Here is a 22,102-nt window from a genome sequence, read left to right as displayed (position 1 = left end):
TCGCATCGACACGGCCGAAATCGTCGTGTCAGACCACGAAGTCATACCCGTGGTGCTCGATGGGAAACGCGGCTGCGTGCAAATCACCGCCACCCAAGCCCGTATCGAACAATCCGGCCGAGACGCCATGGTAACCGCTGTCGTGCTGGTCGAACTCGGCGGCGATCGGCTTGGTCTCGATGACCGGGGGTTTTACCGGTGCGACGGTCGGCTGCACGGTGACCGGCGGCGGGGTGACCACCGTCGGCGGGTCGATGTCGACGGTGGGCTGCTTGGTCGGCGGATCGATGGTCGGCTGCTTGGTCGGCGCCGTCGGCTGCTGGGTGGGCACCGTCGCACTGGTGTGCGGGGTGGTCTGGCTGGGCACATCGACGGTCGGCGTACTCCCACCGGTCGAGGGGGTCGTCACGCCGCCGGTGCTGGTCCCCGGCTTGGTGGTGAGGTCGTCGTCGGGAGTGGTCGGCATGGTCGGAACGGTCGAGCCGGTGTGGCCGGTCGGCGGCACGGTGATCGGCACCTTGGTGACGTCGGGCGCGGTCGGCGCCGTGACCGTGGGCACCTTCACCGTCGTCGGGGTGTCGAGGTCGACCGTCGGGACCTTGGAGGGAACCGTCACCGGCACGGTCGTCGGGGTGTGGCCGCCACCGGAGACTTCGGGCAGCACAACGGGTTTCGTGGGGGTGGGTGGGGTGAACAGCGCGGGCACCGAGGCCGCGGGCGCGGTCAGCGGCGACACGGCTTGGTGACCGAACACATTCGCGATCGGGGTGGAGGCCGCGTCGGGCTGGATGGTGGTCTGCAACGGCGTGCTGACCACGGGGTTGACCGCCACCGGCGCGGGCGCTGCGGGGGCGACAGGCACGGGCGCGGGAGCGATCGGGGCCGGCGCGTGCGCGGGAGCCGCGGCGAACGGTGTCGCCGGGGCGGGTGCGGGAGCCGCGATGGCCGGCGCGGGTGCCGCGAGCGCCGGGGCGGGCGCGGCGGGTGCCGTCGTGCCGGGCAGGCCGATGCCCGACGAGGACGAACCGGGCAGGCCGGGAGCGCCCGACGACGAGTTGCCCAGACCGGTTCCGCCGGACGCGGAAGTGCCGAGGCCGGATCCGGCCGGCGTGGTGCCTGCCGTGTCGCCGGGGACCTTCAGTCCGTCACCGAGCCACTGGCCGTAGTCGTCGAGCTGATCGCCGACCTGGCCGACCTGCACGTCGACCTTCATCTGCGACGTGGCCCACACGCCGTCGAGCCCGACGTGGACGTCGACCTGCCAGTCGGTGGTCACCATCGCGCCGACACCGTCGAACATGCCACCGATACCGTCGAATGCGCCGTCGAGGTTGCCGATCCCGTCGAACATGCCGCCGGGCGCGTTGGCACCGGCCGAACCGCCACCGGGCAACCCGACGCTGTCGTAGCCGGGGAGGCCGAACCCGTTGCCGGGCAGACCGTCGTAGCCCGGAATGCCGATACCGCCGCCGGGCAGACCGTCGAAACCGGGCAGACCGTGGCCGGTGCCGGGTAGCTCGAAACCGGGAAGGTTGCCGTGGCCCGGAAGACCTTCGAAACCGGGCAGATCGAAGCCGGGGTCCGGGGTGGTGCCGGGCAGCGGGTTCGGGGTGTCGTGGTACCCCGGTCCGGCGGGCGTGTGCCCGTAGCCCGGTATGCCGATACCGCTGGACGGCTCGTCGCCGCCGGGGATCCGGAATTCACGATCACCGTCGGAGCCGGGAACCTCTGGGCGCCGGGGGGATTCGTCCGTCGCCGCGACCATCGAGACGTCGGGCTTGGGCGGCGCGGCGAAGGCCGTGTGCGGAATCACCGGGGCAGGCGGGGGCTCGACGGCCAGGTCGGGGAAGGTCACGATCGGACTCGGTGCGTCCGGGCTCGGATCGGTGGAAACGGTCTGCTGCGACCAGCCCGCGTACCTGCTGTCGGCATTGCTGGTGCCCGGCTCGCGCGTGGTCCCGTTGGCCGCGACCAACGCGCCACCGGTGACATAGGCGCCGGCCCTGGCCACCCGGGCTACGCCGTTGGCGATCCGGTAGGCCGTGTCCGACCCCTCCGACCCCTCTGCGCGCGCGGCACCGTCATCGAAAGGCAGATCACGCGTCATCAAAGCTCCAACACTCGCATCGCTGTGGTTCCCCACCACAAACAGCGGCGAAGTGAGGCCCATCCAACACTATTTCCCGGACATCGGCCTGTCATTTCGTGCAGGCCGGTTGGTACCCCGCTCACCTTATGGCGAGCAACATCTTTCGGCGAGCCCGGGGAATCAGGGGCGCGCACGATCCCAAGAGAACTCTAACGAATGCTCAACGGAGCGTGAAGATCGGAACCCTAGCGTCGGTGCGGTCCACCGAGAAGGTCGGTGAAACGCACAGTCAGGAGCCCGATCATGACCGCACTCTCCACCCGTCACCGCGTCAAGGCCGCCGCACTACTCGGCGGTGCCGCCGTGATCACCGCCACTGCGGCGGGCGTCGCGTCCGCCGATCCGGGCGAGCGCCCCGACGACGGCCGGGCAACCACGATCATCTGCACCGCGCCGGGCGGCGGGGACGCCCCCGGTCTCCCCCCGCTGCCCGCCGAGCCCGGAGTCCGTTTCGAACGCGTCGTTCCCGGTGTGCCCGGCCAGGAACCCGGCCGGATCCACATCGAGCGCGCGGCCCCGGGCACCCCCGCACCGTCGATGGACGGTCCCGTGGAATGTCAGCGGATCCACCCCGATGGCGAGCGCGCCATCGTCCCCGCGCGACCGTTCTGACCAGCATGAACAGCGGAAAACACTAGGGTGAGTGCATGACGGGACAGCAGATCTTGGTCGTCGACGACGAGGTCCGCGTGCTCGCGTCGCTGCGGCGCGGCCTCGAGCTCTCGGGCTTCGAGGTGATCACCGCGCCCGACGGCGCTCGCGCACTCTCCCTGGTGGGGACCGCTGCTCCCGACGCCATGGTGCTCGACGTGAACATGCCCGAACTCGACGGCGTCGGGGTGGTCACCGCCCTGCGTGCGATGGGCAACGACATCCCCATCTGCGTACTCAGCGCGCGCAGCGCGGTCACCGACCGGATCGCCGCGCTCGAGCGTGGTGCCGACGACTATCTGACCAAGCCGTTCGATCTGGGCGAGCTGGTCGCGCGGCTGCGCGCGCTGTTGCGACGCAGACCGGTCACCGCCGCCTCGCCGGCCGACACGATCCAGGTCGGCGAGGTGATGATCGATCTGACCGGACATCGGGTGCACGCGGGGCCGGCCCCGGTCGACCTCACCAAACGGGAGTTCGAGCTGCTCGCGATGCTGGCGCGCAATGCCGGGATCGTGCTCGGGCGCGAGCAGATCCTGTCGACCGTCTGGGGGTACGACTTCAGCACCGACACCAATGTGGTCGATGTGTTCGTCTCGTATCTGCGGCGCAAACTGGAGGCCGAGGGTGTCGCGCGGGTGGTGCACACCGTGCGCGGGGTCGGGTTCGTGCTGCGGGATCAGCCGTGAGGGCCTCGTGGTCGTTGCGGGTCCGGGTCGCGTTGGTGTCGGCGGCGGTGGCCGCGCTGGTCGCGGTCACGCTCGGGCTGACCTACGCCGCGCTGCTGAAGGTGACGGGGACGAGCCAGCTCGATCAGACCGTGTCGAGCATGCGGGTGCAGATCGCGCAGCGCTACGACGGCGTGCCCGGGGAGCCACCCGAACTTCAGGCTCCCTCGGCCCCGGTTCCGTTGCCCACCACCGGGATAGCGCGTGAGCGCACCATCGTGGTCCCCGGCGCCCCACCCGATGAGGCGCTCGCCCAGGTCCAGGGCGCCCCGGGGTTGCTGGTGCGGCTCGATCCCGATCGCGAACTCGTCGACGCCGCCATCACCCGCAGCCAGCTGATCGGTCTCGGCATCGGGGTGGCCGGGGTGATCGTCGCCGCCGTATTGGGTTGGGTGCTGGCCGGATTCGCCGCACGCCCGCTGCGCAGACTCGCCACCGCCACCCACGAGATCGACACACTCGACGAGTTGCCGCCGCTGTCGGGGCGCGGCGCCAAGGAGGCCGAGGAACTGTCCGACGCGATCAACCGGATGCTGGCACGCCTAGAGACCGCACACGGCGAGACCCGCCGGGCACTGGCCAGTGCCCGCGACTTCGCTGCCGTCTGCGCCCACGAGCTCCGCACTCCGCTCACCGCCATGCGCACCGACCTGCAAGTGCTGTCCGGCACCGAACTGCCCGCCGACCAGCGCGGCGCCGTTCTCGCCGATGTGCTGGCCGCCGAGGGTCAGATCGAGCGCACCCTCACCGATCTGGAACGCCTCGCCGTCGGCGATCTCACCGATCACGGTGCGTTCGAACCGTTCGAACTGTGCGAGACCCTCGACCGCGCAGTGCAGAACGCTCGCCGCGCGAATCCCGGCGTCGACATCTCGCTCACCGCCTGCGATCCGGTCCCGGTACACGGACTGCCCGGCGGGATCATGCTGATCGTGACCAACGCGGTCGCCAACGCGGTCCTGCACGGCCGGGCCACCGAGGTCGCCGTCGCCGCACGGTCCACCGGCAACGGCGCCGAGATCACCATCGACGACAACGGCACGGGCATACCGGAACACCTGTCCCCCACCGCTTTCGACCGCTTCGCCAAACGCCCCGGCTCTCCCGGCTCCGGTCTCGGCCTCGCACTGGTCCGCCAGCAGGCCGAGTTGCATTCCGGTACCGCCGAACTCGCCCACAGCCCCCTCGGCGGCGTGCGCCTGCGGGTGGAAATAGCTCAGGCGCCGGTGAGCACCGGCGCCTGAGCGGTCGTTCTGAGAGCTTTCCTACTTCTTGGGCTTGTCCGAATCCGAGGACAGCGCCGCCACGAAGGCTTCCTGAGGGACCTCCACGCGACCGATGGTCTTCATGCGCTTCTTGCCCTCCTTCTGCTTCTCGAGGAGCTTGCGCTTGCGGCTGATGTCGCCGCCGTAGCACTTGGCGAGGACGTCCTTGCGGATCGCCCGAATGTTCTCGCGGGCAATGATCTTCGCGCCGATCGCGGCCTGGATCGGCACCTCGAACTGCTGACGCGGGATCAGTTCGCGCAGCTTGGTCGTCATCTTGTGCCCGTAGCCCTGCGCGGCATCGCGGTGCACGATCGCGCTGAACGCGTCGACGGCCTCACCCTGGAGCAGGATGTCGACCTTCACCAGATCGGCTTCCTGCTCGCCCGCCTCTTCGTAGTCGAGGCTGGCGTAGCCGCGAGTGCGCGACTTCAGCAGGTCGAAGAAATCGAAGATGATCTCGGCCATCGGCATGGTGTAGCGCAGCTCGACGCGGGTCTCGGACAGGTAGTCCATGCCGCCCAGTTCGCCGCGACGCTGCTGGCACAGCTCCATGATCGAGCCGATGAACTCACTCGGCGAGATGACGGTGCACTTCACGATGGGTTCGTACACGTGCCGCGACTTGCCCTCCGGCCAGTACGACGGGTTGGTGACGACGTGTTCGGTGCCGTCCTCCATCTCCACCCGGTACACCACGTTGGGTGCGGTGGAGATGAGCTCGAGACCGAACTCGCGCTGCAACCGCTCGCGGGTGATCTCCATGTGCAGCAGACCGAGGAAGCCACAGCGGAAGCCGAAGCCCAGCGCCACCGAGGTCTCCGGCTCGTAGGTGAGCGCGGCATCGTTGAGCTGCAGCTTGTCCAGCGCGTCACGCAGATCCGGATAGTCGGAGCCGTCGACCGGGTACAGACCGGAGTAGACCATCGGGCGCGGCTCGCGGTAGCCGGTGAGCGCTTCGGTGGCGCCGTTGCGGGCGCTGGTGACGGTATCGCCGACCTTCGACTGGCGCACGTCCTTCACGCCGGTGATCAGGTAACCGACCTCGCCGACGCCGAGTCCCTGGGTGGCCTTCGGCTCGGGTGAGACGATGCCGACTTCCAGCAGTTCGTGGGTCGCGCCGGTCGACATCATCTTGATCTTCTCGCGTGGGGAGATCTTGCCGTCGACCACGCGGATGTAGGTGACCACACCCCGGTAGGTGTCGTAGACCGAGTCGAAGATCATCGCGCGGGCCGGTGCGTCGGCGTCGCCCACCGGAGCGGGGACGGCCTCGATCACCTTGTCCAGCAGCTCGGTCACGCCGACGCCGGTCTTGCCCGAGACCCGCAGCACGTCGCCCGGCTCGCAGCCGACGATGTGGGCCAGCTCGGCGGCGTAGCGATCGGGATCCGCGGCGGGCAGGTCGATCTTGTTGAGCACCGGAATGATCGTGAGATCCTTCTCCAGCGCCAGATACAGGTTCGCGAGAGTCTGCGCCTCGATGCCCTGGGCGGCGTCGACCAGCAGGATCGCGCCCTCACAGGCCTCGAGCGCGCGAGAGACCTCGTAGGTGAAGTCGACGTGGCCCGGGGTGTCGATCAGGTGCAGGACGTAGTCGGTGCCGTCGACCTGCCACGGCAACCGCACGTTCTGCGCCTTGATCGTGATGCCGCGCTCACGCTCGATGTCCATCCTGTCCAGGTACTGGGCACGCATGGCCCGCTCCTCGACCACACCGGTCAGCTGCAACATCCGATCGGCCAGGGTCGACTTGCCATGGTCGATGTGGGCGATGATGCAGAAGTTCCGGATCCGGGACGGATCGGTGAACGTCGTATCGGCAAAACTGGAAGCCACTCCACTCCTCGCGGGGTATAGGCGAACTGCGCCCATCGTCCCATGCGCCCAGCTACTCCACTCGCACCGGTGCACCCGACCGCGTCATTCCTGCGAGCCCGGGCCCTGTCGCCGGTGCACCGAAGTGCGAGTCGGCGTTATATTTCACAGATGGCCAGCAGTTGGAACAGTCTCGGCAAGCAGCTCGGCGTCATCGCCAAGGAGCAGGGGCCCAAAATCGTGCGCAAGCAGGGGCCACGACTGCTCGAGAAGCTGGTGGACGCACTGGCGACCAAGCAGGGACCCGCCGTCGCGGTGCGCCCGACGGCCTCGACCCCCGTGCCGACGGCGCATCGCGCCCGCCAGATCGTCTACTGCCCGCAGCTCGACGGGCGCGCCGACCCCGGGGAGATCGTGTGGACCTGGGTGCCGTTCGAGGAAGACCCGACCAATGGCAAGGACCGGCCCGTGCTGGTGGTCGGGCGCGACCGCAAGACTCTGCTCGGACTGATGCTGTCGTCGAAGGCCGACCGCGCCCACGACCACAACTGGGTGGGCATCGGCACCGGCCCATGGGATCACGACGGCAGGCCGAGCTGGGTACGGCTGGACCGGGTACTCGACGTGCCGGAGGACGGCATCCGGCGCGAGGGCGCGATCGTCGAGCGCAAGACCTTCGATCTGGTCGCGCACCGGTTGGTAGCCGAATACAGCTGGAGCTGAACGACAATCGAACCCCGACCCGGAGACATCCGGATCGGGGTTCGACGGTTCGTAGCTAGGAGTGCACGTCCTTGGACCGGCCGAAGATCAGGCCGTAGAGCAGTGCGCCCAGCGCCCCGCCGATCAGCGGGAACACGATGAACGCCCATATCTGCCCCATCGCCCCGTCCTGATACGGCGCGACGCCCAGGCTGCGCGCCGGGTTCACCGAGGTGTTGTCGATCGGCAGCGAGACCAGGTAGATCACCGTGAGCGTGACGCCGATCGAGAGCCCGGCCAGCGGCACATCGGAGATCTGGTCGGTCGAGGCCAGCACCACGAACACCAGCAGCGCGGTGAGCATCACCTCGATGATGATGGTGGCCGCCAAGCCGTACCCGTTCTGCACCACCACATCACCGAGCGGACCGGTCACCGCCGACGGACTGTGCGCACCCCAGCCGTTGGCGCCGAGACCGTCGACCGGCCGGTCGTAGGCGGGCAGATTATTGGCCAACGCGAACACCACCAGTCCGGCGAGGAACGCGCCGACCACCTGGGCGATCACATAGCCGACCGCGCCGATCGCACTGATCCGCCCGAGCAACATGTGCCCGAGCGTGACAGCCGGGTTGACATGGCAGCCCGAGATCGGCCCGATCGCGTAGACCAGGAACAGCAGCGACAGTCCGAAGGCGAAGGCGACACCGAGCGGGCCCACCCGATCACCCGCCAGCACCATCGTGCCGACGCCACAGACCACGAGGACGAAGGTGCCGAGCGCCTCGGCCACCCACTTCTTCGGCTCCGGGACGACTTCGATTTCGACGAGTTCCTGTGCAGTGGGAGACATCGGCCGCCACCTCTCCGGGAGGAATAAACCCCGCGGCGAGCGGGGTCCGCACGAGCCTCTCGGACACTACGCGAGCCGGGTGACCTCCACAACGACCTCCAGGTCTGTCGAGCCGCCGCCGGAGAACACGCCTTTCAACGGCGGCACATCGGCGTAGTCACGACCGACGCCGACCGACACGTGCTGCTCGTTGACGGCGAGATTGTTGGTCGGGTCGTAGCCCCACCACTGCCCGGTCCACGCCTCGATCCACGCGTGCGACTGGCCCGCCACCGTTTCGCCGATCGCCGCACCCGGCTTCGGATGCAGGTACCCGGACACGTAGCGACTGGGAATTCCCATGCTGCGCAACAACACCAGCGTCAGGTGGGCGTAGTCCTGGCATACGCCGCGGCGCTCGGCAAAGGCCTGCAGCGCCGAGGTGTGCACCGAGGTCGTGCCCGCGATGTAGTCCATCTCCTTGTGCACCCACTCGGCCGCGCGCACCACCGCCTTGGCCGGCTCCTCACCGCGCGAGAGCTGACGCGCCACCGTCGACAGTTTGCGATCGCGCGGCACATAGGCGGTGGGACTGAGCATTTCGTCGAATCGGTCGACGACCCGCCCGCCCTGCAGTTCGTCCCAGCTCAGCTCCTCGGTGGGTTCGGCGAACGGTTCGGTCTCGACCACCGAGGACCCGGTCACCTCGAGTTCGGTGTGCGGTGCGTGCAGGTCGAAGGCCGTGACGGCGGTGCCCCAGTAGTCGGTGTAGCGATAAGCCCTGGTGGCGGGCACGGTTTCGACGCGATTGAGGATCACGTTCTGCCTGCTGTCGGCGCGCGGGGTGAGCCTGGCCTCGTTGAACGAGCGCGTCACGGGCGCGTCGTAGACATAACCGGTGGTGTGCACCACCCTGATCCGCCAACTCATAGCTCTCCCTCTACCTGCACGCGGCTGTCCTGCTTGCTGCGCACGTCGGTCCACGCCACCCACGGGGCGGCATGGAAGTACTGGCGTGACACGGCTTCACTGAGCTCACGGCACGATTTCTGCAGGGCGAGCAGGCGGCTCTGCAGATCTTCCAACAACACTCCCGGCGGCAGGAACTCGAGTTCGCTGCGCGCGCGTCCGAGCACCCGTTGCGCCTCGTGCCGCGCGCCGACGCGACTGCCCGGCCGCTGATCCAGCTCGGTCAGGCAGGCCTCGGCGACGCGCAGCGTGTGGAACACCGAACGCGGGAACAGGCGGTCGATCAGGATGAACTCGGCGACTCTGGCCGCGTCGAGGGCGCCGCGATGGGTGCGCAGGTAGGTGTCGTGCGCGCCCGCCGAGCGCAGCACCGTCACCCAGGCGGGCGAGGAGGTCTTGTCACCGGCGCGCGAGAGCAGCAGGCGCACCATCATGTCCACGCGTTCGATGGAACGCCCGAGCAGCAGGAAGCGGTAGCCGTCGTCACGACTCAGGGTCGAGTCGGTCAGTCCGGTGAACATCGCCGCCCTGCCCTTGATGTAGGAGAAGAACTCGTGCGGACCGAGGCCACGCGCCGCCCGCTCCGCCGCGGCCATGCCGTTGTAGGTGGCATTGAGGCACTCCCACATCTCACTCGAGGTGACTTCGCGTGCGCCGCGGGCGTTCTCGCGGGCTTTGGTGATGGAGTCACTGATCGAGACGCCGTGGTCGTGGCTGTAGGCGACGAGATCGGTGACCGACCACACGTCGAGGCGAAGGCCCTCGGGTGGTTCGATCCCGAGCACCTTCAGCAGCACGCGAGACGTGCGGTCCGCGTCGACAGTGGCGTCTTCGAGCAGTTGGTGCACCGCCACGTCCAGGATGCGCGCTGTGTCGTCGGCGCGCTCGACGTATCGGCCGATCCAGTAGAGGGATTCGGCGTTTCGAGCAAGCATGTCTCTATTCCCCGATCAACCGCTGTGTCTGCTGTTGTTGCTGCTGTTGCTGATTGGCCTGCGGGGTGCTGAGTTCGCGACCCAGCTCGAACGAATCCGCTTGCGGCGGTTCGCTGACGAGCTCGGGTCCGGCCAGTTCCCGGTCTTCGGTCCCCGAGCGCCCGGCCAGCACCCAGGTGTCCTTGCTGCCGCCGCCCTGACTCGAGTTCACCACCAGTGAGCCCTCCGGCAGCGCGACCCGGGTGAGACCGCCGGGCAGCACCCAGATGTCGTCCCCGTCGTTGACCGCGAACGGGCGCAGGTCCACGTGCCGGGGCGCGAGATCGTCACCGATCTTGGTCGGCACCGTCGAGAGCTGCACCACCGGCTGGGCGATCCAGCCACGCGGGTCGGCCTTGATCTTGCGCTTGATCGTCTCCAGCTCGCGCGGCGAGGCGTCGGGCCCGATCACGATGCCGTAGCCACCGGAACCCTCGACCGGTTTGACCACCAGTTCGCCGACCCGGTCGAGCACCTCCTCGCGTTCGTCGTCCAGCCAGCAGCGGAAGGTGTCGACATTGGGCAGGATCGGCTTCTCGCCGAGGTAGTACTCGATGATCTTGGGCACGTAGGTGTAGATGAGCTTGTCGTCGCCGACACCGTTGCCCACCGCGCTCGAGATCACCACATTGCCCGCGCGGGCGGCGTTGAGCACGCCGGCGACGCCGAGCACGGAATCGGGGCGGAAGTGCATCGGGTCGAGGAAGGTGTCGTCGATGCGCCGGTAGATCACGTCGACCTGACGCTCCCCCGCCGTCGTGCGCATGTAGACGACATTGTCGCGGCAGAACAGGTCGCGACCCTCCACCAGCTCCACACCCATCTGCCGGGCCAGCAGCGAATGCTCGAAGTAGGCGGAGTTGTGCACGCCCGGCGTGAGCACCACCACGGTCGGGTCGACCTCGTTGGGCGCCGCGGAGGCCCGCAGCGCACGCAGCAGGTGGCCCGGATAGTCGCCCACCGCGCGCACCCGATGCGAGGAGAACAGATCGGGGAAGACCCGGGCCATCGTGCGCCGGTTCTCCATCACATAGGACACCCCCGACGGCGAGCGCAGATTGTCCTCCAGCACCCGGAAGTCGCCCTTTTCGTCGCGGACCAGGTCGATGCCCGAGACGTGGATGCGCACGCCGTTGGGCGGGACCAGCCCGGCGGCCTCGCGGTGGAAGTGCTCGCACGAGGTGACCAGACGCTTCGGGATCACCTGATCACGCAGGATGTTCTGCTCGCCGTAGACATCGGCCAGGAACAGTTCCATCGCGGTGACCCGCTGTTTGATGCCGCGTTCGAGCTTGGCCCACTCCGCGGCGGCGATCACCCGCGGCACCAGATCCAGCGGGAACGGGCGCTCCTGGCCCGACAGCGAGAAGGTGATGCCCTGGTCGATGAACGCACGGTCCAGCGCGTCCGATCGTTTGGCCAGGTCATCGACATCATTGGCGGCCATCGCGGCGTGGATGCCCTTGTAGGGCGCCCGTACCTTCCCCGATGCGTCGAACATCTCGTCGAACGCGTCGGCGAAGCGGCCGGGGCCATATCCCTCGAACAATCCGGTGTGGGTGGCTGCCGGATGGCCGTTCGTTCTCACCATCGCCGGTGATGCAGATCGAGCCGTACTCGGCGCAGTGGTGGAGGTCATGACAAAAACTGTGCATCACCCGGCGGCAGGGTCGTGTGTGACACAGGTAAATTCTTTGCATCACCTGAAACGGGTGAAATCGGCGCCCGCTCGCCCGGCCGAGTGGATCGAGGGCCGATTTCGCCGGGGGATGCCGAGCTGGTAACCTCGATCTTCGGCGCGGTGTTACCCGTAGTTCAGCACCATCTGCTGCATCGTGGGCGCGCGCCCGACGAGCTTTCAAGGAATACCACCCAGCGACAGGAAACCAGAGGATACAGGCGTGGCCAACATCAAGTCCCAGATGAAGCGGATCCGTACCAACGAGGAAGCGCGCAAGCGCAACCAGTCGGTCAAGTCCGCGCTGCGCACCGCGATCCGCAACTTCCGTGAAGCTGCCTCCAGCGGTGACAAGGAAAAGGCTGCTGAGCAGCTGCAGTTCGCGAGCCGCAAGCTCGACAAGGCCGCGTCCAAGGGCGTCATCCACGCCAACCAGGCGGCCAACAAGAAGTCCGCGCTCGCGCTGGCTCTGAACAAGATCTGATCGACGGCGAGCCTGGTGCTCGCTGGCAATACTTCGCAAGACGCAGCCGCCGTGGCCTCGATGACCACGGCGGCTTTTGTCGTTCCCTTCCACCGGCTACCATTCGCGCCATGCTGACGGTGTACGCGAATCAGACGGTGGTACGAGGCGATGACCTGGCCGAGGTGATCCGCGCGGCGGAGATCCTGGGCATCGGTCTCAAGGTCGAAAATGTGATGGTGCCCGACGAGGACGGTGGCTACGGCGCCGCGTGGATCGTCACCCGTGAGGACGAGGTTCCCCTCTACGACGAGTGGGAGGGACGCTACGACGACCTCGACGACGACGAGGATGTGGACGTCTCGCTGGTCGTCGCCGGCGAGTAGTCAGTTCACGCAGGGCACCTGGCCCGAGGTGATGTCGCTGCGGACCGGCCTGCCCGCGTCGGGAGTCTGTGGCGCCGACGTGGTCGTGCTGGTCTGCCAAGCGCCCGCTGTCGACTCCGACGACCAGGCGGCAGGCGGTTCGGTGCGTTGTCCGGTGCGCCCGGCCGTGGTGGAGGCCGGGACCGGCATACCGAAGGCCGCGGCCATCTCGCGGCGGATCGCCGACCGGTCGACGATGTTCACGTCCTGGCCGTTGATCACGTCGTAGCGCAGCACCGGCAAGGTGCGGAACTCGACCTCGGGATCGTCGGCGGCGCCCAGGGTGCGGACGAATTCGGTCATGTTCCAGCCGTCCGACAGCACGATATTGCGATGCGCCACATCCATCAGTGCCGAGAGCTTGCGCGGGTCGGTGAGGGTGCCCGCGCTGCGAAGCTGGCGGGCCACCGAGGTCAGGAACGCCTGCTGGCGGTGGGTTCGGTCCAGATCGCCGTTCTCCAGCCCGTGCCGCTGCCGGACGAAAGCCAGCGCCTGCGCGGGATTCAGCTGCTGACGCCCGGCGGGAAAATCGGCGCCGGAGAACTCGGAGTCCTGGACCGGCTTGTTCAAACACACTTCCACGCTGCCCAGCGCAGCGGCCAGATCATAGAAGCCCGCCAGGGTCACCTCGGCGAACCTGTCGATCGGCACGCCTGTCAGATCCCGGACCGCGGCCACGGTAGCGGCCCGCCCCGCCTCCCTGCCCGCCTGTTCCAGCTTCCGCTGATCGGTGACGCCCCGCGCGATCAGCCGGTCCTGCACGGCCGCCTTCTTCAACCCGTACGCCTCCTTGATCTTGGCGTGGGTGTAGCCCGGGATCCCGGTGACCGGCACATAGTCGTCGCGCGGTATCGACACCGCGACGATCTTGTCCATCGACGCCGGAATATGCACCAGGATCAGGGTATTGGCGTTGTATCCGCCTTCGTCACCGTCACCGGCGTGCAGTTGCTCGAGGACCTCGGCCGGTAGCTCGTTGCCGTTCTGATCGCGGCGGGTATCCAACCCGATCAGCAGGATGTTGAGATCGCCCCCGAGTGAGTGCGGGGCGTCGTCACCGATCGCCCGCGACCGCAGGAACCCCGCATCGAAACTCCCCGCCGTCGACCACCCATATGCCGTGACCACCACCACCGTGGCCGACAACACCGCCGCGACCACCTGCACCACCCGCCGAGCTACCCGCCCCGCCGATCCCCGACCGCGTCGACCGCGCCCGCCTCGTCCATCCCGGCTACCACTCGGCTCAACCATCTCATGATCAACTGTGCCAGCCGCGAGAGCGACCGGACATCGCGATTGGATCCCGATTGGATGGCGGTGCGACGCGCCTGCTCAGCCGCGCTGGTCAGCCAGTGGCGCGGAGGTCGAGGATGCGGGCGAGGGCGTGTTCCACCGCGTAGGTGGCGTCGGCGGCGCCGCCTTTGACGTCGGCATTGAGGGTGGCTACCACCTGTAGGGCGGTGCCGATGGTGGTGGGGTTCCAGCCGCGGGCTTGGGCTTGGGCTTTCTTGATCTTCCAGGGGGGCATACCCAGTTTCTGGGCGAGGGCGAACGGGTCGCCGCGGCCTGCCGAGCCGACTTTGGCGATGGTGTGGACTGAGTCGGCGAGCGCGTCGGCGAGCAAAACGTGGGGAACGCCGCGGTCGGTGGCCCAGCGCAGGGCTTCCATCGCGCCGGGACGGTCGCCGGCGACCGCGAGGTCGGCGACGTCGAAGCCGGTGACCTCGGCCCGGCCGGAGTAGTAGCGGCGGACCGCGTTCGCGTCGACCTTGCCACCGGTATCGGACACCAATTGTGAACAGGCGGCGGCCAATTCACGCAGCTCCGAACCGACCGATTCGAGCAAGGCTTGCACGACTTCGGTCGAGACCTTGACCCCGAGGGCCCGGAACTCGCCTCGCACGAACTCCACGCGCTCGGCGCCCTTGTTGAGTTTGGTGCACTCGTGGACCGTCGCGCCCTTCTTCTGCAGTGCGGGTGCCAGCGCTTTGGCCCGTCCGCCGCCCGAGTGCAGAACCATGAGCACCACACCGTCGGGCGGATCGGCCGCAGCCTCGGTGATCACCGCGACCGCGTCCTTGCCCGCTTCCGCTGCCGACTCGAGCACGATCACCCGGTCTTCGGCGAACAGCGAGGGGCTGAGCAACTCGGCCAGTTCCGCCGTGCTGGCGTCACCGGCGCGCAATCGGTCGACGGGTACCGAATCCGGATCGGGCGCACAGGCCCGCACCTGCGCGGTCACCGTCGCAACCGCACGTTCGACCAGCAGTTCCTCGTCGCCGAGGACCAGATGCACCGAGGCAGGGCGTTCGCTCACCAGGCGATCCTACGTACGCCCACCGACATCCCTTGGCGCCGACCTCGGGCATGTTGCCGAGCACCGTCGTCCCGCTGCGCCCGGCCGAGTTCGACCAGCTCCCGAGGCGGCCGGACGCGACTCGACCACCGGGAATCGACGTGCTGCTCGTTCTTCACGGTGACCTTCGAGCATCGGTCCGAGACGTCAGTCGTGGCGGGTATCAACGTGCCCACCGACCGGATCGAGATCCTCGACGCCATCCAGGCGTGGGGCCGTGCCGCGTCTGCGGTGCTCGTCGACGAGACGTGACGGTCCGCAGATCGGCGGCGGTACCCACGATCACGACGTCACCCTCGAGGTCGGTCCGAGCGACGGTTGCGCCGAGCGCGGCGAGGGTCGAGGTCACCGTGGGGTGCGGATGCCCGAAGGTGTTGTCCGACCCGGCACTGACCAACGCCAGGCGTGGTCCGACGGCACGCAGGAATGCCGTTGTGGTGGTGCGTGATCCGTGATGGGGCACCTTGAGGACGTCCGCCCGGACATCCTCACCGCGCATGATCCGGGCCTGTGCCTCGGCCTCGATGTCGCCGGTGAACAGGATCGTTCCGGCCGGCGTGCGTGCTCGCATCACCAGTGACCGATCGTTGGCCGCATCGGCCGACAGTGACGTCGGCAGGTCCCGGCTCGGTGCCAGCACACGCAATCCGACTGCGCCGAAGGTCATTTCGTGCCCCGCGTGCAGTTCCATCAACGGAATATCAGCCGCACCAGCCAGTTCCGTCACCCGCTCCACTCCCTCGGTGTCGTCACCGTGGCCATGCGATTCTCGTTGGGAAACAGTCTGTTCCGCGGAACGGCGACCACTTTTCGCCGGCCTCTCCCCCGGCGTCCCACGCGGGCACACGACATGATCGTCTCCCGTCTGCCGCACCTCGGCGCCCACCGTCGACGCTCGCTCCATCGGATGTGAGGTTGCGGTCGGCTGCGGTCGCCCCGGCATGGTCGGCGTCGCCGAGCGCGACGGCGGTCCGCCCGAGTCGTCCGGATGCAACGGTGGGACAGCCGAATCCACAGAGGGCACCCGCACGGCGGCTACCCCCTGCGCAGGTGGTGACGATTCCGCTGTTCGCGATGGGTATCTCTCGATTTCTGTGGGATGCGAGGGAGTTCCGGTCGACGGGGTGAGGTTCGGCGGCGTCGGCGCAGTGCTCGGTGTCGGCGCTGTGCCCGGTGTCGGCGCAGTGCTCGGCGTCGGCGCTGTGCCCGGTGTCGGCGCAGTGCTCGGCGTCGGCGCAGTGCTCGGCGTCGGCGCAGTGCTCGGCGTCGGCGCAGTGCTCGGCGTCGGCGCAGTGCTCGGCGTCGGCGCTGTGGTGCGGTCTGCGGCGGCACAGGTTTCGGCGATCGCTGAGCGGAGTTCGCCCGGGGCGGTAGCTATAGCGTCGACAGTGCGGCCTCGGAGAGCGCCGGCGAGTCCGTTGATGTGATCGGCATGGGGGTGAGTGAGGACCAGCAGCGGGATGTGGGTGATTTTCAGGCGATCCAGGCAGGCCCGGATCGGGCGTGGGTCCGGGCCGACGTCTACGACGACCGCGGCACCGGGAGCAACAGACAGAGCCAGGCCGTCGCCCTGCCCAACGTCACACATCGCGAGTACCCAGCCCGATGGTGGCCATCCTGGCTGCAAGAAGCGCACCGGGAGCAGCACAATCGACACTCCCAGCACCACCACCGCGAGGAGTCTGCGGGTGTGCGACCAGCGCAGTGCCGCCACGACCACGACGACGATCACCGCCGCGACCGATCCTGCGACCACGCCGCCAGGCACCGTGATCGTGGCGCCCGGCACCGCGGCCGCGCGATCCGCGACGCCGAGCAACCACCACATCGGTGGCCGCGCGCACCACAGCACCCATACCGCGGCATCACCCCATACGCAGGCCACGACCGCGCCCACCGCGCCGATCACCGTGATCAGCCCGACCACCGGTGCGACGAGCGCGTTGGCCACGATCGCCACCAGGCTCACCCGCCCCGACAGGGCAACCATCAGCGGCACGGTGACCACGAACGCGGCCACCGACACCGCGACGATCTCCGCGGGTGCGCGCCACCAACCATGCGCCCGCAACCAGTCCGCCCAGCTGGGCGCGAGCAAGATCAGCCCCGCGGTCGCGAGCACCGACAGCGCGAATCCCGCGCTCACCGCCAATTGCGGTGCAACGGCCAGCAATCCGATCACCGCCGCACACAACGCCGGCAGCGCCTGCTTGCGTCTGCCGGTGAGCAGGGCGAGCACTGTCACCGAGCCCATCGCTGCCGCGCGCAGCACACTCGGGTCGGGGCGGGCGATCACGACGAACAGCGCGACGGCCCCCGCCGCCGCGGCAGCACTGGTCCGCGGGCCGGCCGTGAGCAGGCGGGTGAGTGCCAACAGGGCCGTCAGCAGGATGGTGAAATTGGCTCCACTGACCACACAGAGGTGCTGCAATCCAGCAATTTCGAATGCGTCACGCACTTGTTCCGGCAGCGCGACAGTGTCACCGACAACGAGCGCGGGCAGCAACCCCGCCGCAGCAGGTGGCAGTGCCTCGGCGGACGCGTCCACCAGATCCGTTCGCACGCTCGCCGCGACCCGCTGCCACCACGGCGGCTCACCGATCCGCTTTGGTGCGTCGGCGGCGTGCAGGGTGGCAACCGTCAGATCGGCGCGGTTCGGCTCGCTGACCTCAGCCCGGAATCGCACCACTTGCCCAGGCGACAGCTCAGCCCACTCACTGCCCTGCGCGAGCACCACAATCGAACCGCCTGCCTGCGTCCATGTCGGGCCATGACCGAACTCGCGCAGACCCGCACGAACAATCCACCGCCGCTCACCACCGAACCCACCGGCGCGCAGGGGCTTCGCGTCATCGGTGACCACCGCGAGCACGTTCACCGACCGGCCGAACGATTCTCGCAACGGATGTGCCTGGACATGGTGCTCCTGCCAAGCACCGGCCGCCGCGAACCCCGCACCGAGCAGCATCGTCGCCAACCCGGTCACCGCGACAACCCGCCACCGCTCCCGCCGATGGGCCATCGCCCACAGCAGCACCACCCACAACCCGATCGCGACCACGATCGACGCAGCAGCCAGCACCAATCCCGCGACCCACCCCACAGTCACCGCGACAATCGTCGCCACCCAGCACCCGAACGCCGCAGGAACCAACCGCATATCGAGTACCTGTAGCTCCGGTTCCCCTTTGCCCGTTTGTTGTCCCACACGAACCCGGCGTCCTGGCCCCCGCCCCGCCGACTCCCAGAGCTCTGCTGCTCGCGTCCACCGACGCCGATCCGACCTTTCCTGCGAAGCGCCCCCGCGTTCAGCCGTTCCCAGCCGCCCACGCCGGTCCGAATCTCCCGGAATCGTTCCCCCGTGCTGTACGACTCTCGGTCGCCGGCGCGGTTCCTCCCGAACCGCTCCCTCGCCCGGCTCGTGTCTCATCCGCCTGCCGTGTCGTCAGGTCGGGGCGTACCGATGCCCAGGTCCACCACATCGTTCGCAGAACGAGGTTTTTCGCCCGATCCGAGTGGACATGCGAGGCGGCGGAGATCGCCTGATCCCGGCGCGCAGTCCTCCACTGTTTCGATGGGTTGAGCTGTGGCGGGTCCGGTACCGAGCCGTGCGCAGGGCCACACCGGGCAGGTCACGCGATCACCTCCGCGCGGGGTGTCTTCGCATGGATCATGCCGTCACCAGGTCGCGGAGTCGAGCCAGCCGGGCGGGACCGATGCCGTCTACCTCGCCGAGTTGAGCGACATCGGTGAAGCGTCCGTTGGTGGTGCGCCACGCGAGAATTGCCTTGGCGGTGACCGGTCCTACGCCGGGCAGTGCGTCCAACTCGGCTTCGGTCGCGGTGTTCAGATCGATGCGCGAATTGCCGGACGAGACACCGCCACTGAGGCCTGCGGTGCTCGAACCTGCGGTGCTCGAACCTGCGGTGCTCGAACCTCCTGGTTTCGAGCTCGCGGTGTTCGAGCCACCGGTACCGGGCGTGGTCACAGGTGCGCGACCAGCACCGATCGTGATGCTGCCGAGGCGTGGTTGACCGGTTTGAGGATCGGTGGCTCCGACTATGACCTGGTCCCCGTCCACCAGTCGTTGAGCCAGGTTCAGGCCTGCCAGGTCGGCACCGTCACGAATCCCTCCCGCCTTCTCCAAGGCGTCGGCGATCCGGGAACCGTCCGGCAATCGGTGCAGCCCGGCTCGTTCGACCAAACCGACCACGCTGACGACGACATCGGCACTCGAGGTCGGACCTGGACCGGACACGGCCGCGACCACCGTGGTCGGGCCGGGCTGTACCGCAACGCTTTCCGCCCGCAGTACCGGTACCGGCGGAACCGCCCGCGCCACCGGCTGATCGCGTAGCACCATCACACCGGTGAGCACCACAGCGATGACCCCGACCAGCCCGAGTACCAGCGCGCCGCGACGCCCCGGATCCAGCCGTGCGTGTTGGAAGCGCGCTGGCACCAGGCGGTTTCGCCTGCCCGATCCACCATCGTCGAGCCACCCGGGTGTCCCCACTGGGCCTGCCGGTCCGGCCGACGGCGCGAGTTCGTCATCGTCCCACTGTCCTTCGCCGTCGCCAGAGCGCGCAGCACTGTTCCCGGCCTCCAACCCTGACGCGCGCAGCGGCTGACTACTCGGTCGCGCTCGCTCGCGGACCGCCAGCCCGCCCAGCCGCTGCCGTACTCGCTCGTGCTCTTCGTGTCGTGACATGGCAGCGACGCTAGGCCGACGCCGACCTGACGAACCCCCGCCGACCTGGGCTTCGAGGAAACCTGTGGATAACTCCGAACCTGTGGACAACTCACCGGTCAGCGTGGCTTCGCACCCGGAATCTCTTCTGCCCGAGTGGATACCGTGCGCTCATGGCCGATTCGACGTACCCAGGAACCCATGGAACTCGCACAACGATTCCGCGACTTCGCACTTCTCGAAGCGCGCGGAAATTCCCCGCTCTATCACCGGCGAGCGCTGGATATCAGCGTCGACGCGGAGGTACTGGCGCTGATCGCCCAATTGCCCACGGACAAACAGCAACCCAACCTGATCCTGGCCGCCGCGCGAGTGCACGGCGCGACCGCGGTTCCCTATCACGAGTTCCGCGACCAACTGCACGAGAACTGGTCGGCGATCTCCGCGACCGCGCTGCGCAGACGTACACAGACGAACGAGGCGGGCCGGGCGGCCACCCTGCTGCCGGTGCTGGCCCGCCTGCCCGGACCCCTGTCGCTCATCGAGGTCGGAGCATCGGCCGGACTGTGCCTGTACCCGGACCGTTTCAGTTATCGCTACAACACCGCCGCGCTGGATCCGGCAGACGGTCCGTCATCGGTTGTGTTGACCTGCAAGACAACCGGAGCGGTGCCGATCCCGGACCGGCTCCCCCGGGTCGTCCATCGGGCTGGAGTAGATCTGAACCCGCTCGATGCCGGGAACAGCGACGACCGGCAGTGGCTGTCCGCGCTGGTCTGGCCGGGACAGGACGAGCGGCTGTCGCGCTTGCGTTCGGCCTGCGCGATCGCGGCGGCGGACCCACCGGCCATCGTCACCGGCGACCTGAACGAGCAGGTCACCGAGCTGGTACTCGCGGCGCCACGCGCCAGCACCGTAGTGGTTTTCCACAGTGCTGTGCTGAGCTACCTCTCCCCTCAGGCGCGGGCGGACTTCCGGGCGACGGTGCGGGACCTGCCCTGCCACTGGGTGTCGCAAGAGGGCACCGGGGTTCTCAGCACGCTGGCCGACCGGTTGCCCCCGCGCGAGAGCACAGCGGCCCGATTGGTGCTCGCCCTCGACGACGAGCCGTTGGCTTTCGCCGGGCCGCACGGCCAGTCGCTGGACTGGTTCGGCCCGGCGTAGCGACCTCAGAGTCGGCGCATCACCGACACGACGCGGCCCAGGACGACGGCTTCGTCACCGTCGATCACGGAGTAGGCGGGGTTGCGCGGTTCGAGCTGCACGTGCCCGTTGCGGCGGCGGTACACCTTGACCGTGGCTTCCTCGCCGATCATCGCCGCGACGATATCGCCGGAGTTGGCCTCGCGCTGGCTACGCACCACCACGAGGTCGCCGTCGCAGATCGCGGCATCGATCATGGAGTCGCCACGCACCCGCAAGCCGAATACCTCACCACGGCCGACCAGTTCACGCGGGAGGGTCATGACGTCGTCGGGGTTGTGCTCGGCCAGGATCGGAGTGCCCGCCGCGATGTCGCCGACGACGGGCACCGACACCGAGGCGTCGGAGTCGGCGGCGGAGGCGCCACGCAGGAACAGGCGCACGTCGATGGGTCGGGTCATGGTGGCGGCACGGCGCAGGAACCCGTCCGCCTCCAACGCCTTCAGGTGTTGGGAGACCGTGGATGTGGAGCGCAGGCCCACCGCGTCGGCGATCTCCCGCGTGCTCGGCGCGTAGCCGTGGGCGAGCACCGAATCCCTGATCACGGCGAGGATGTGTTGTCTGCGGGGAGGCAGGCTCGCGGCGTCGAGGTGGTCGAAGTCGTCGTATCCGGTCATCGGGGAATCGTAGATCCCCCCGCGATCATCACTTCAGTCCAGGTTCCTCGCGAAACAGTTCGACTGCGGCAGGACGTGATACGGCGCGAACAGCGGAATCCGGTGATAGCCACTGCGCTCGTAGAAGCGCACCGCTTCCGGCTGCAGGTGCCCGGTCTGCAGGATCATCCGCGGCCGACCGGCCGCGCGCACGGATGCTTCGGCGGCGTGCAACAGCGCGGTCGCGGTTCCGGTGCCACGGTAGGCGGGACGCACGAACATCCGCTTGAGTTCGAGGTCACCGGCGTTCCAGCGCACCGCGGCGTGCCCGACAGGCTCCGCGCCCACGTACGCGACGAACGTCTGGTGCACGGTCGCGTGATCGACCGCGATCGGCGAGGGACCGCGCAGGGCGAGCTCGAGGTGGGCGTAGCGGGGACGGACCTCGGCCGACATCTCCGCGCGCAGCGACTCGGCATCCGGGTCGTCCCAGTCGACCACGAGCACTCGTGGCGAAACGTCGGTCTGTGGGGATGTGTGGCCAGCCATGACAACCACGGTAGGCACCGGATCATCGTCACCGGACTGTTTGCCCTCAGC

Annotated in this window: 19 protein-coding genes; 7 read left to right on the top strand and 12 right to left on the bottom strand. The window is 68.4% G+C overall.

The window, feature by feature from the left end; genetic code table 11:
* Nucleotides 1-28 precede the first annotated feature (28 nt).
* A complete protein-coding gene (locus tag ACFVVI_RS30120) occupies nucleotides 29-2,107 on the bottom strand; it encodes a hypothetical protein (protein ID WP_387447721.1) in 2,079 nt (692 codons plus the stop codon).
* A gap of 285 nt (nucleotides 2,108-2,392) precedes the next feature.
* On the opposite strand from ACFVVI_RS30120, the gene ACFVVI_RS30115 reads away from it, so the two are divergent.
* Genes ACFVVI_RS30115 through ACFVVI_RS30105 form a run of 3 tightly spaced genes read left to right on the top strand, consistent with a single transcriptional unit; the run spans nucleotide 2,393 to nucleotide 4,772 of the window.
* On the top strand, nucleotides 2,393-2,761 hold the full coding sequence (locus ACFVVI_RS30115; RefSeq protein ID WP_387447720.1) for a hypothetical protein: 369 nt from the start codon (nucleotides 2,393-2,395) through the stop codon (nucleotides 2,759-2,761).
* Nucleotides 2,762-2,796: 35 nt separating this feature from the next.
* Nucleotides 2,797-3,489 carry a response regulator transcription factor gene (locus tag ACFVVI_RS30110; protein ID WP_387447719.1) on the top strand — a complete coding sequence of 231 codons (693 nt, stop codon included), beginning with the start codon at nucleotides 2,797-2,799 and terminating at the stop codon, nucleotides 3,487-3,489.
* Nucleotides 3,486-4,772 (top strand): ATP-binding protein, encoded by a 1,287-nt coding sequence (locus ACFVVI_RS30105; RefSeq protein WP_387447718.1) that lies wholly within the window; start codon nucleotides 3,486-3,488, stop codon nucleotides 4,770-4,772. Before ACFVVI_RS30110 ends, ACFVVI_RS30105 begins: the two co-directional genes overlap by 4 nt.
* 21 nt (nucleotides 4,773-4,793) lie before the next feature.
* Here the strand turns inward: ACFVVI_RS30105 and lepA are convergent, their stop codons facing one another.
* Nucleotides 4,794-6,668 (bottom strand): translation elongation factor 4, encoded by a 1,875-nt coding sequence (gene lepA / locus ACFVVI_RS30100; protein WP_387447717.1) that lies wholly within the window; start codon nucleotides 6,666-6,668, stop codon nucleotides 4,794-4,796.
* Between the two features lie 114 nt (nucleotides 6,669-6,782).
* On the opposite strand from lepA, the gene ACFVVI_RS30095 reads away from it, so the two are divergent.
* Nucleotides 6,783-7,334 (top strand): type II toxin-antitoxin system PemK/MazF family toxin, encoded by a 552-nt coding sequence (locus ACFVVI_RS30095; RefSeq protein ID WP_387447716.1) that lies wholly within the window; start codon nucleotides 6,783-6,785, stop codon nucleotides 7,332-7,334.
* Between the two features lie 55 nt (nucleotides 7,335-7,389).
* Here the strand turns inward: ACFVVI_RS30095 and ACFVVI_RS30090 are convergent, their stop codons facing one another.
* From ACFVVI_RS30090 to ACFVVI_RS30075, 4 genes are all read right to left on the bottom strand, one after another.
* Nucleotides 7,390-8,166 carry an aquaporin gene (locus tag ACFVVI_RS30090; RefSeq protein ID WP_379314116.1) on the bottom strand — a complete coding sequence of 259 codons (777 nt, stop codon included), beginning with the start codon at nucleotides 8,164-8,166 and terminating at the stop codon, nucleotides 7,390-7,392.
* 66 nt (nucleotides 8,167-8,232) lie between these two features.
* Nucleotides 8,233-9,075 carry a transglutaminase domain-containing protein gene (locus ACFVVI_RS30085; protein ID WP_378637428.1) on the bottom strand — a complete coding sequence of 281 codons (843 nt, stop codon included), beginning with the start codon at nucleotides 9,073-9,075 and terminating at the stop codon, nucleotides 8,233-8,235.
* Entirely contained in the window at nucleotides 9,072-10,049 is a 978-nt protein-coding gene (locus ACFVVI_RS30080) for an alpha-E domain-containing protein (RefSeq protein ID WP_101463949.1), read from the bottom strand. The genes ACFVVI_RS30085 and ACFVVI_RS30080 overlap by 4 nt, the downstream gene beginning before the upstream one ends.
* A gap of 4 nt (nucleotides 10,050-10,053) precedes the next feature.
* Entirely contained in the window at nucleotides 10,054-11,679 is a 1,626-nt protein-coding gene (locus tag ACFVVI_RS30075) for a circularly permuted type 2 ATP-grasp protein (protein WP_378994041.1), read from the bottom strand.
* Between the two features lie 310 nt (nucleotides 11,680-11,989).
* Here ACFVVI_RS30075 and rpsT point away from each other — a divergent pair, with 310 nt between their 5' ends.
* Both rpsT and ACFVVI_RS30065 read left to right on the top strand, forming a co-directional pair.
* A complete protein-coding gene (rpsT, locus tag ACFVVI_RS30070) occupies nucleotides 11,990-12,250 on the top strand; it encodes a 30S ribosomal protein S20 (RefSeq protein ID WP_056821462.1) in 261 nt (86 codons plus the stop codon).
* A 110-nt stretch (nucleotides 12,251-12,360) separates the two neighbouring features.
* Nucleotides 12,361-12,615, top strand: coding sequence for a hypothetical protein (locus tag ACFVVI_RS30065; protein WP_378637424.1), 255 nt, complete (start codon nucleotides 12,361-12,363; stop codon nucleotides 12,613-12,615).
* Here ACFVVI_RS30065 and ACFVVI_RS30060 read toward each other — a convergent pair whose 3' ends face one another.
* From ACFVVI_RS30060 to ACFVVI_RS30045, 4 genes are all read right to left on the bottom strand, one after another.
* Entirely contained in the window at nucleotides 12,616-13,824 is a 1,209-nt protein-coding gene (locus tag ACFVVI_RS30060; RefSeq protein WP_387447715.1) for an LCP family protein, read from the bottom strand. It lies immediately after the preceding gene.
* A 178-nt stretch (nucleotides 13,825-14,002) separates the two neighbouring features.
* Nucleotides 14,003-14,974 carry a DNA polymerase III subunit delta gene (gene holA / locus ACFVVI_RS30055; protein ID WP_387447714.1) on the bottom strand — a complete coding sequence of 324 codons (972 nt, stop codon included), beginning with the start codon at nucleotides 14,972-14,974 and terminating at the stop codon, nucleotides 14,003-14,005.
* 202 nt (nucleotides 14,975-15,176) lie between these two features.
* The gene (locus tag ACFVVI_RS30050) at nucleotides 15,177-18,173 is read right to left on the bottom strand and encodes a ComEC/Rec2 family competence protein (RefSeq protein WP_387447713.1); all 2,997 of its coding nucleotides are present in this window, start codon (nucleotides 18,171-18,173) and stop codon (nucleotides 15,177-15,179) included.
* A gap of 510 nt (nucleotides 18,174-18,683) precedes the next feature.
* Nucleotides 18,684-19,724 (bottom strand): ComEA family DNA-binding protein, encoded by a 1,041-nt coding sequence (locus ACFVVI_RS30045; protein ID WP_387447712.1) that lies wholly within the window; start codon nucleotides 19,722-19,724, stop codon nucleotides 18,684-18,686.
* 180 nt (nucleotides 19,725-19,904) lie between these two features.
* On the opposite strand from ACFVVI_RS30045, the gene ACFVVI_RS30040 reads away from it, so the two are divergent.
* Nucleotides 19,905-20,867 (top strand): DUF2332 domain-containing protein, encoded by a 963-nt coding sequence (locus ACFVVI_RS30040; RefSeq protein WP_387447711.1) that lies wholly within the window; start codon nucleotides 19,905-19,907, stop codon nucleotides 20,865-20,867.
* Nucleotides 20,868-20,872: 5 nt separating this feature from the next.
* Here the strand turns inward: ACFVVI_RS30040 and lexA are convergent, their stop codons facing one another.
* Nucleotides 20,873-21,523, bottom strand: coding sequence for a transcriptional repressor LexA (gene lexA / locus ACFVVI_RS30035; RefSeq protein WP_387447710.1), 651 nt, complete (start codon nucleotides 21,521-21,523; stop codon nucleotides 20,873-20,875).
* 33 nt (nucleotides 21,524-21,556) lie between these two features.
* Nucleotides 21,557-22,051: a GNAT family N-acetyltransferase gene (locus tag ACFVVI_RS30030; protein ID WP_387447709.1), complete on the bottom strand. Its 495-nt coding sequence runs from the start codon at nucleotides 22,049-22,051 to the stop codon at nucleotides 21,557-21,559.
* Between the last annotated feature and the right edge of the window lie 51 nt (nucleotides 22,052-22,102).

Source organism: Nocardia sp. NPDC058114 (assembly GCF_042884695.1).
GTDB lineage: Bacteria > Actinomycetota > Actinomycetes > Mycobacteriales > Mycobacteriaceae > Nocardia.
Note: the sequence above shows the minus strand (reverse complement) of the source record. Positions and strands in the feature narration are given on the sequence as shown.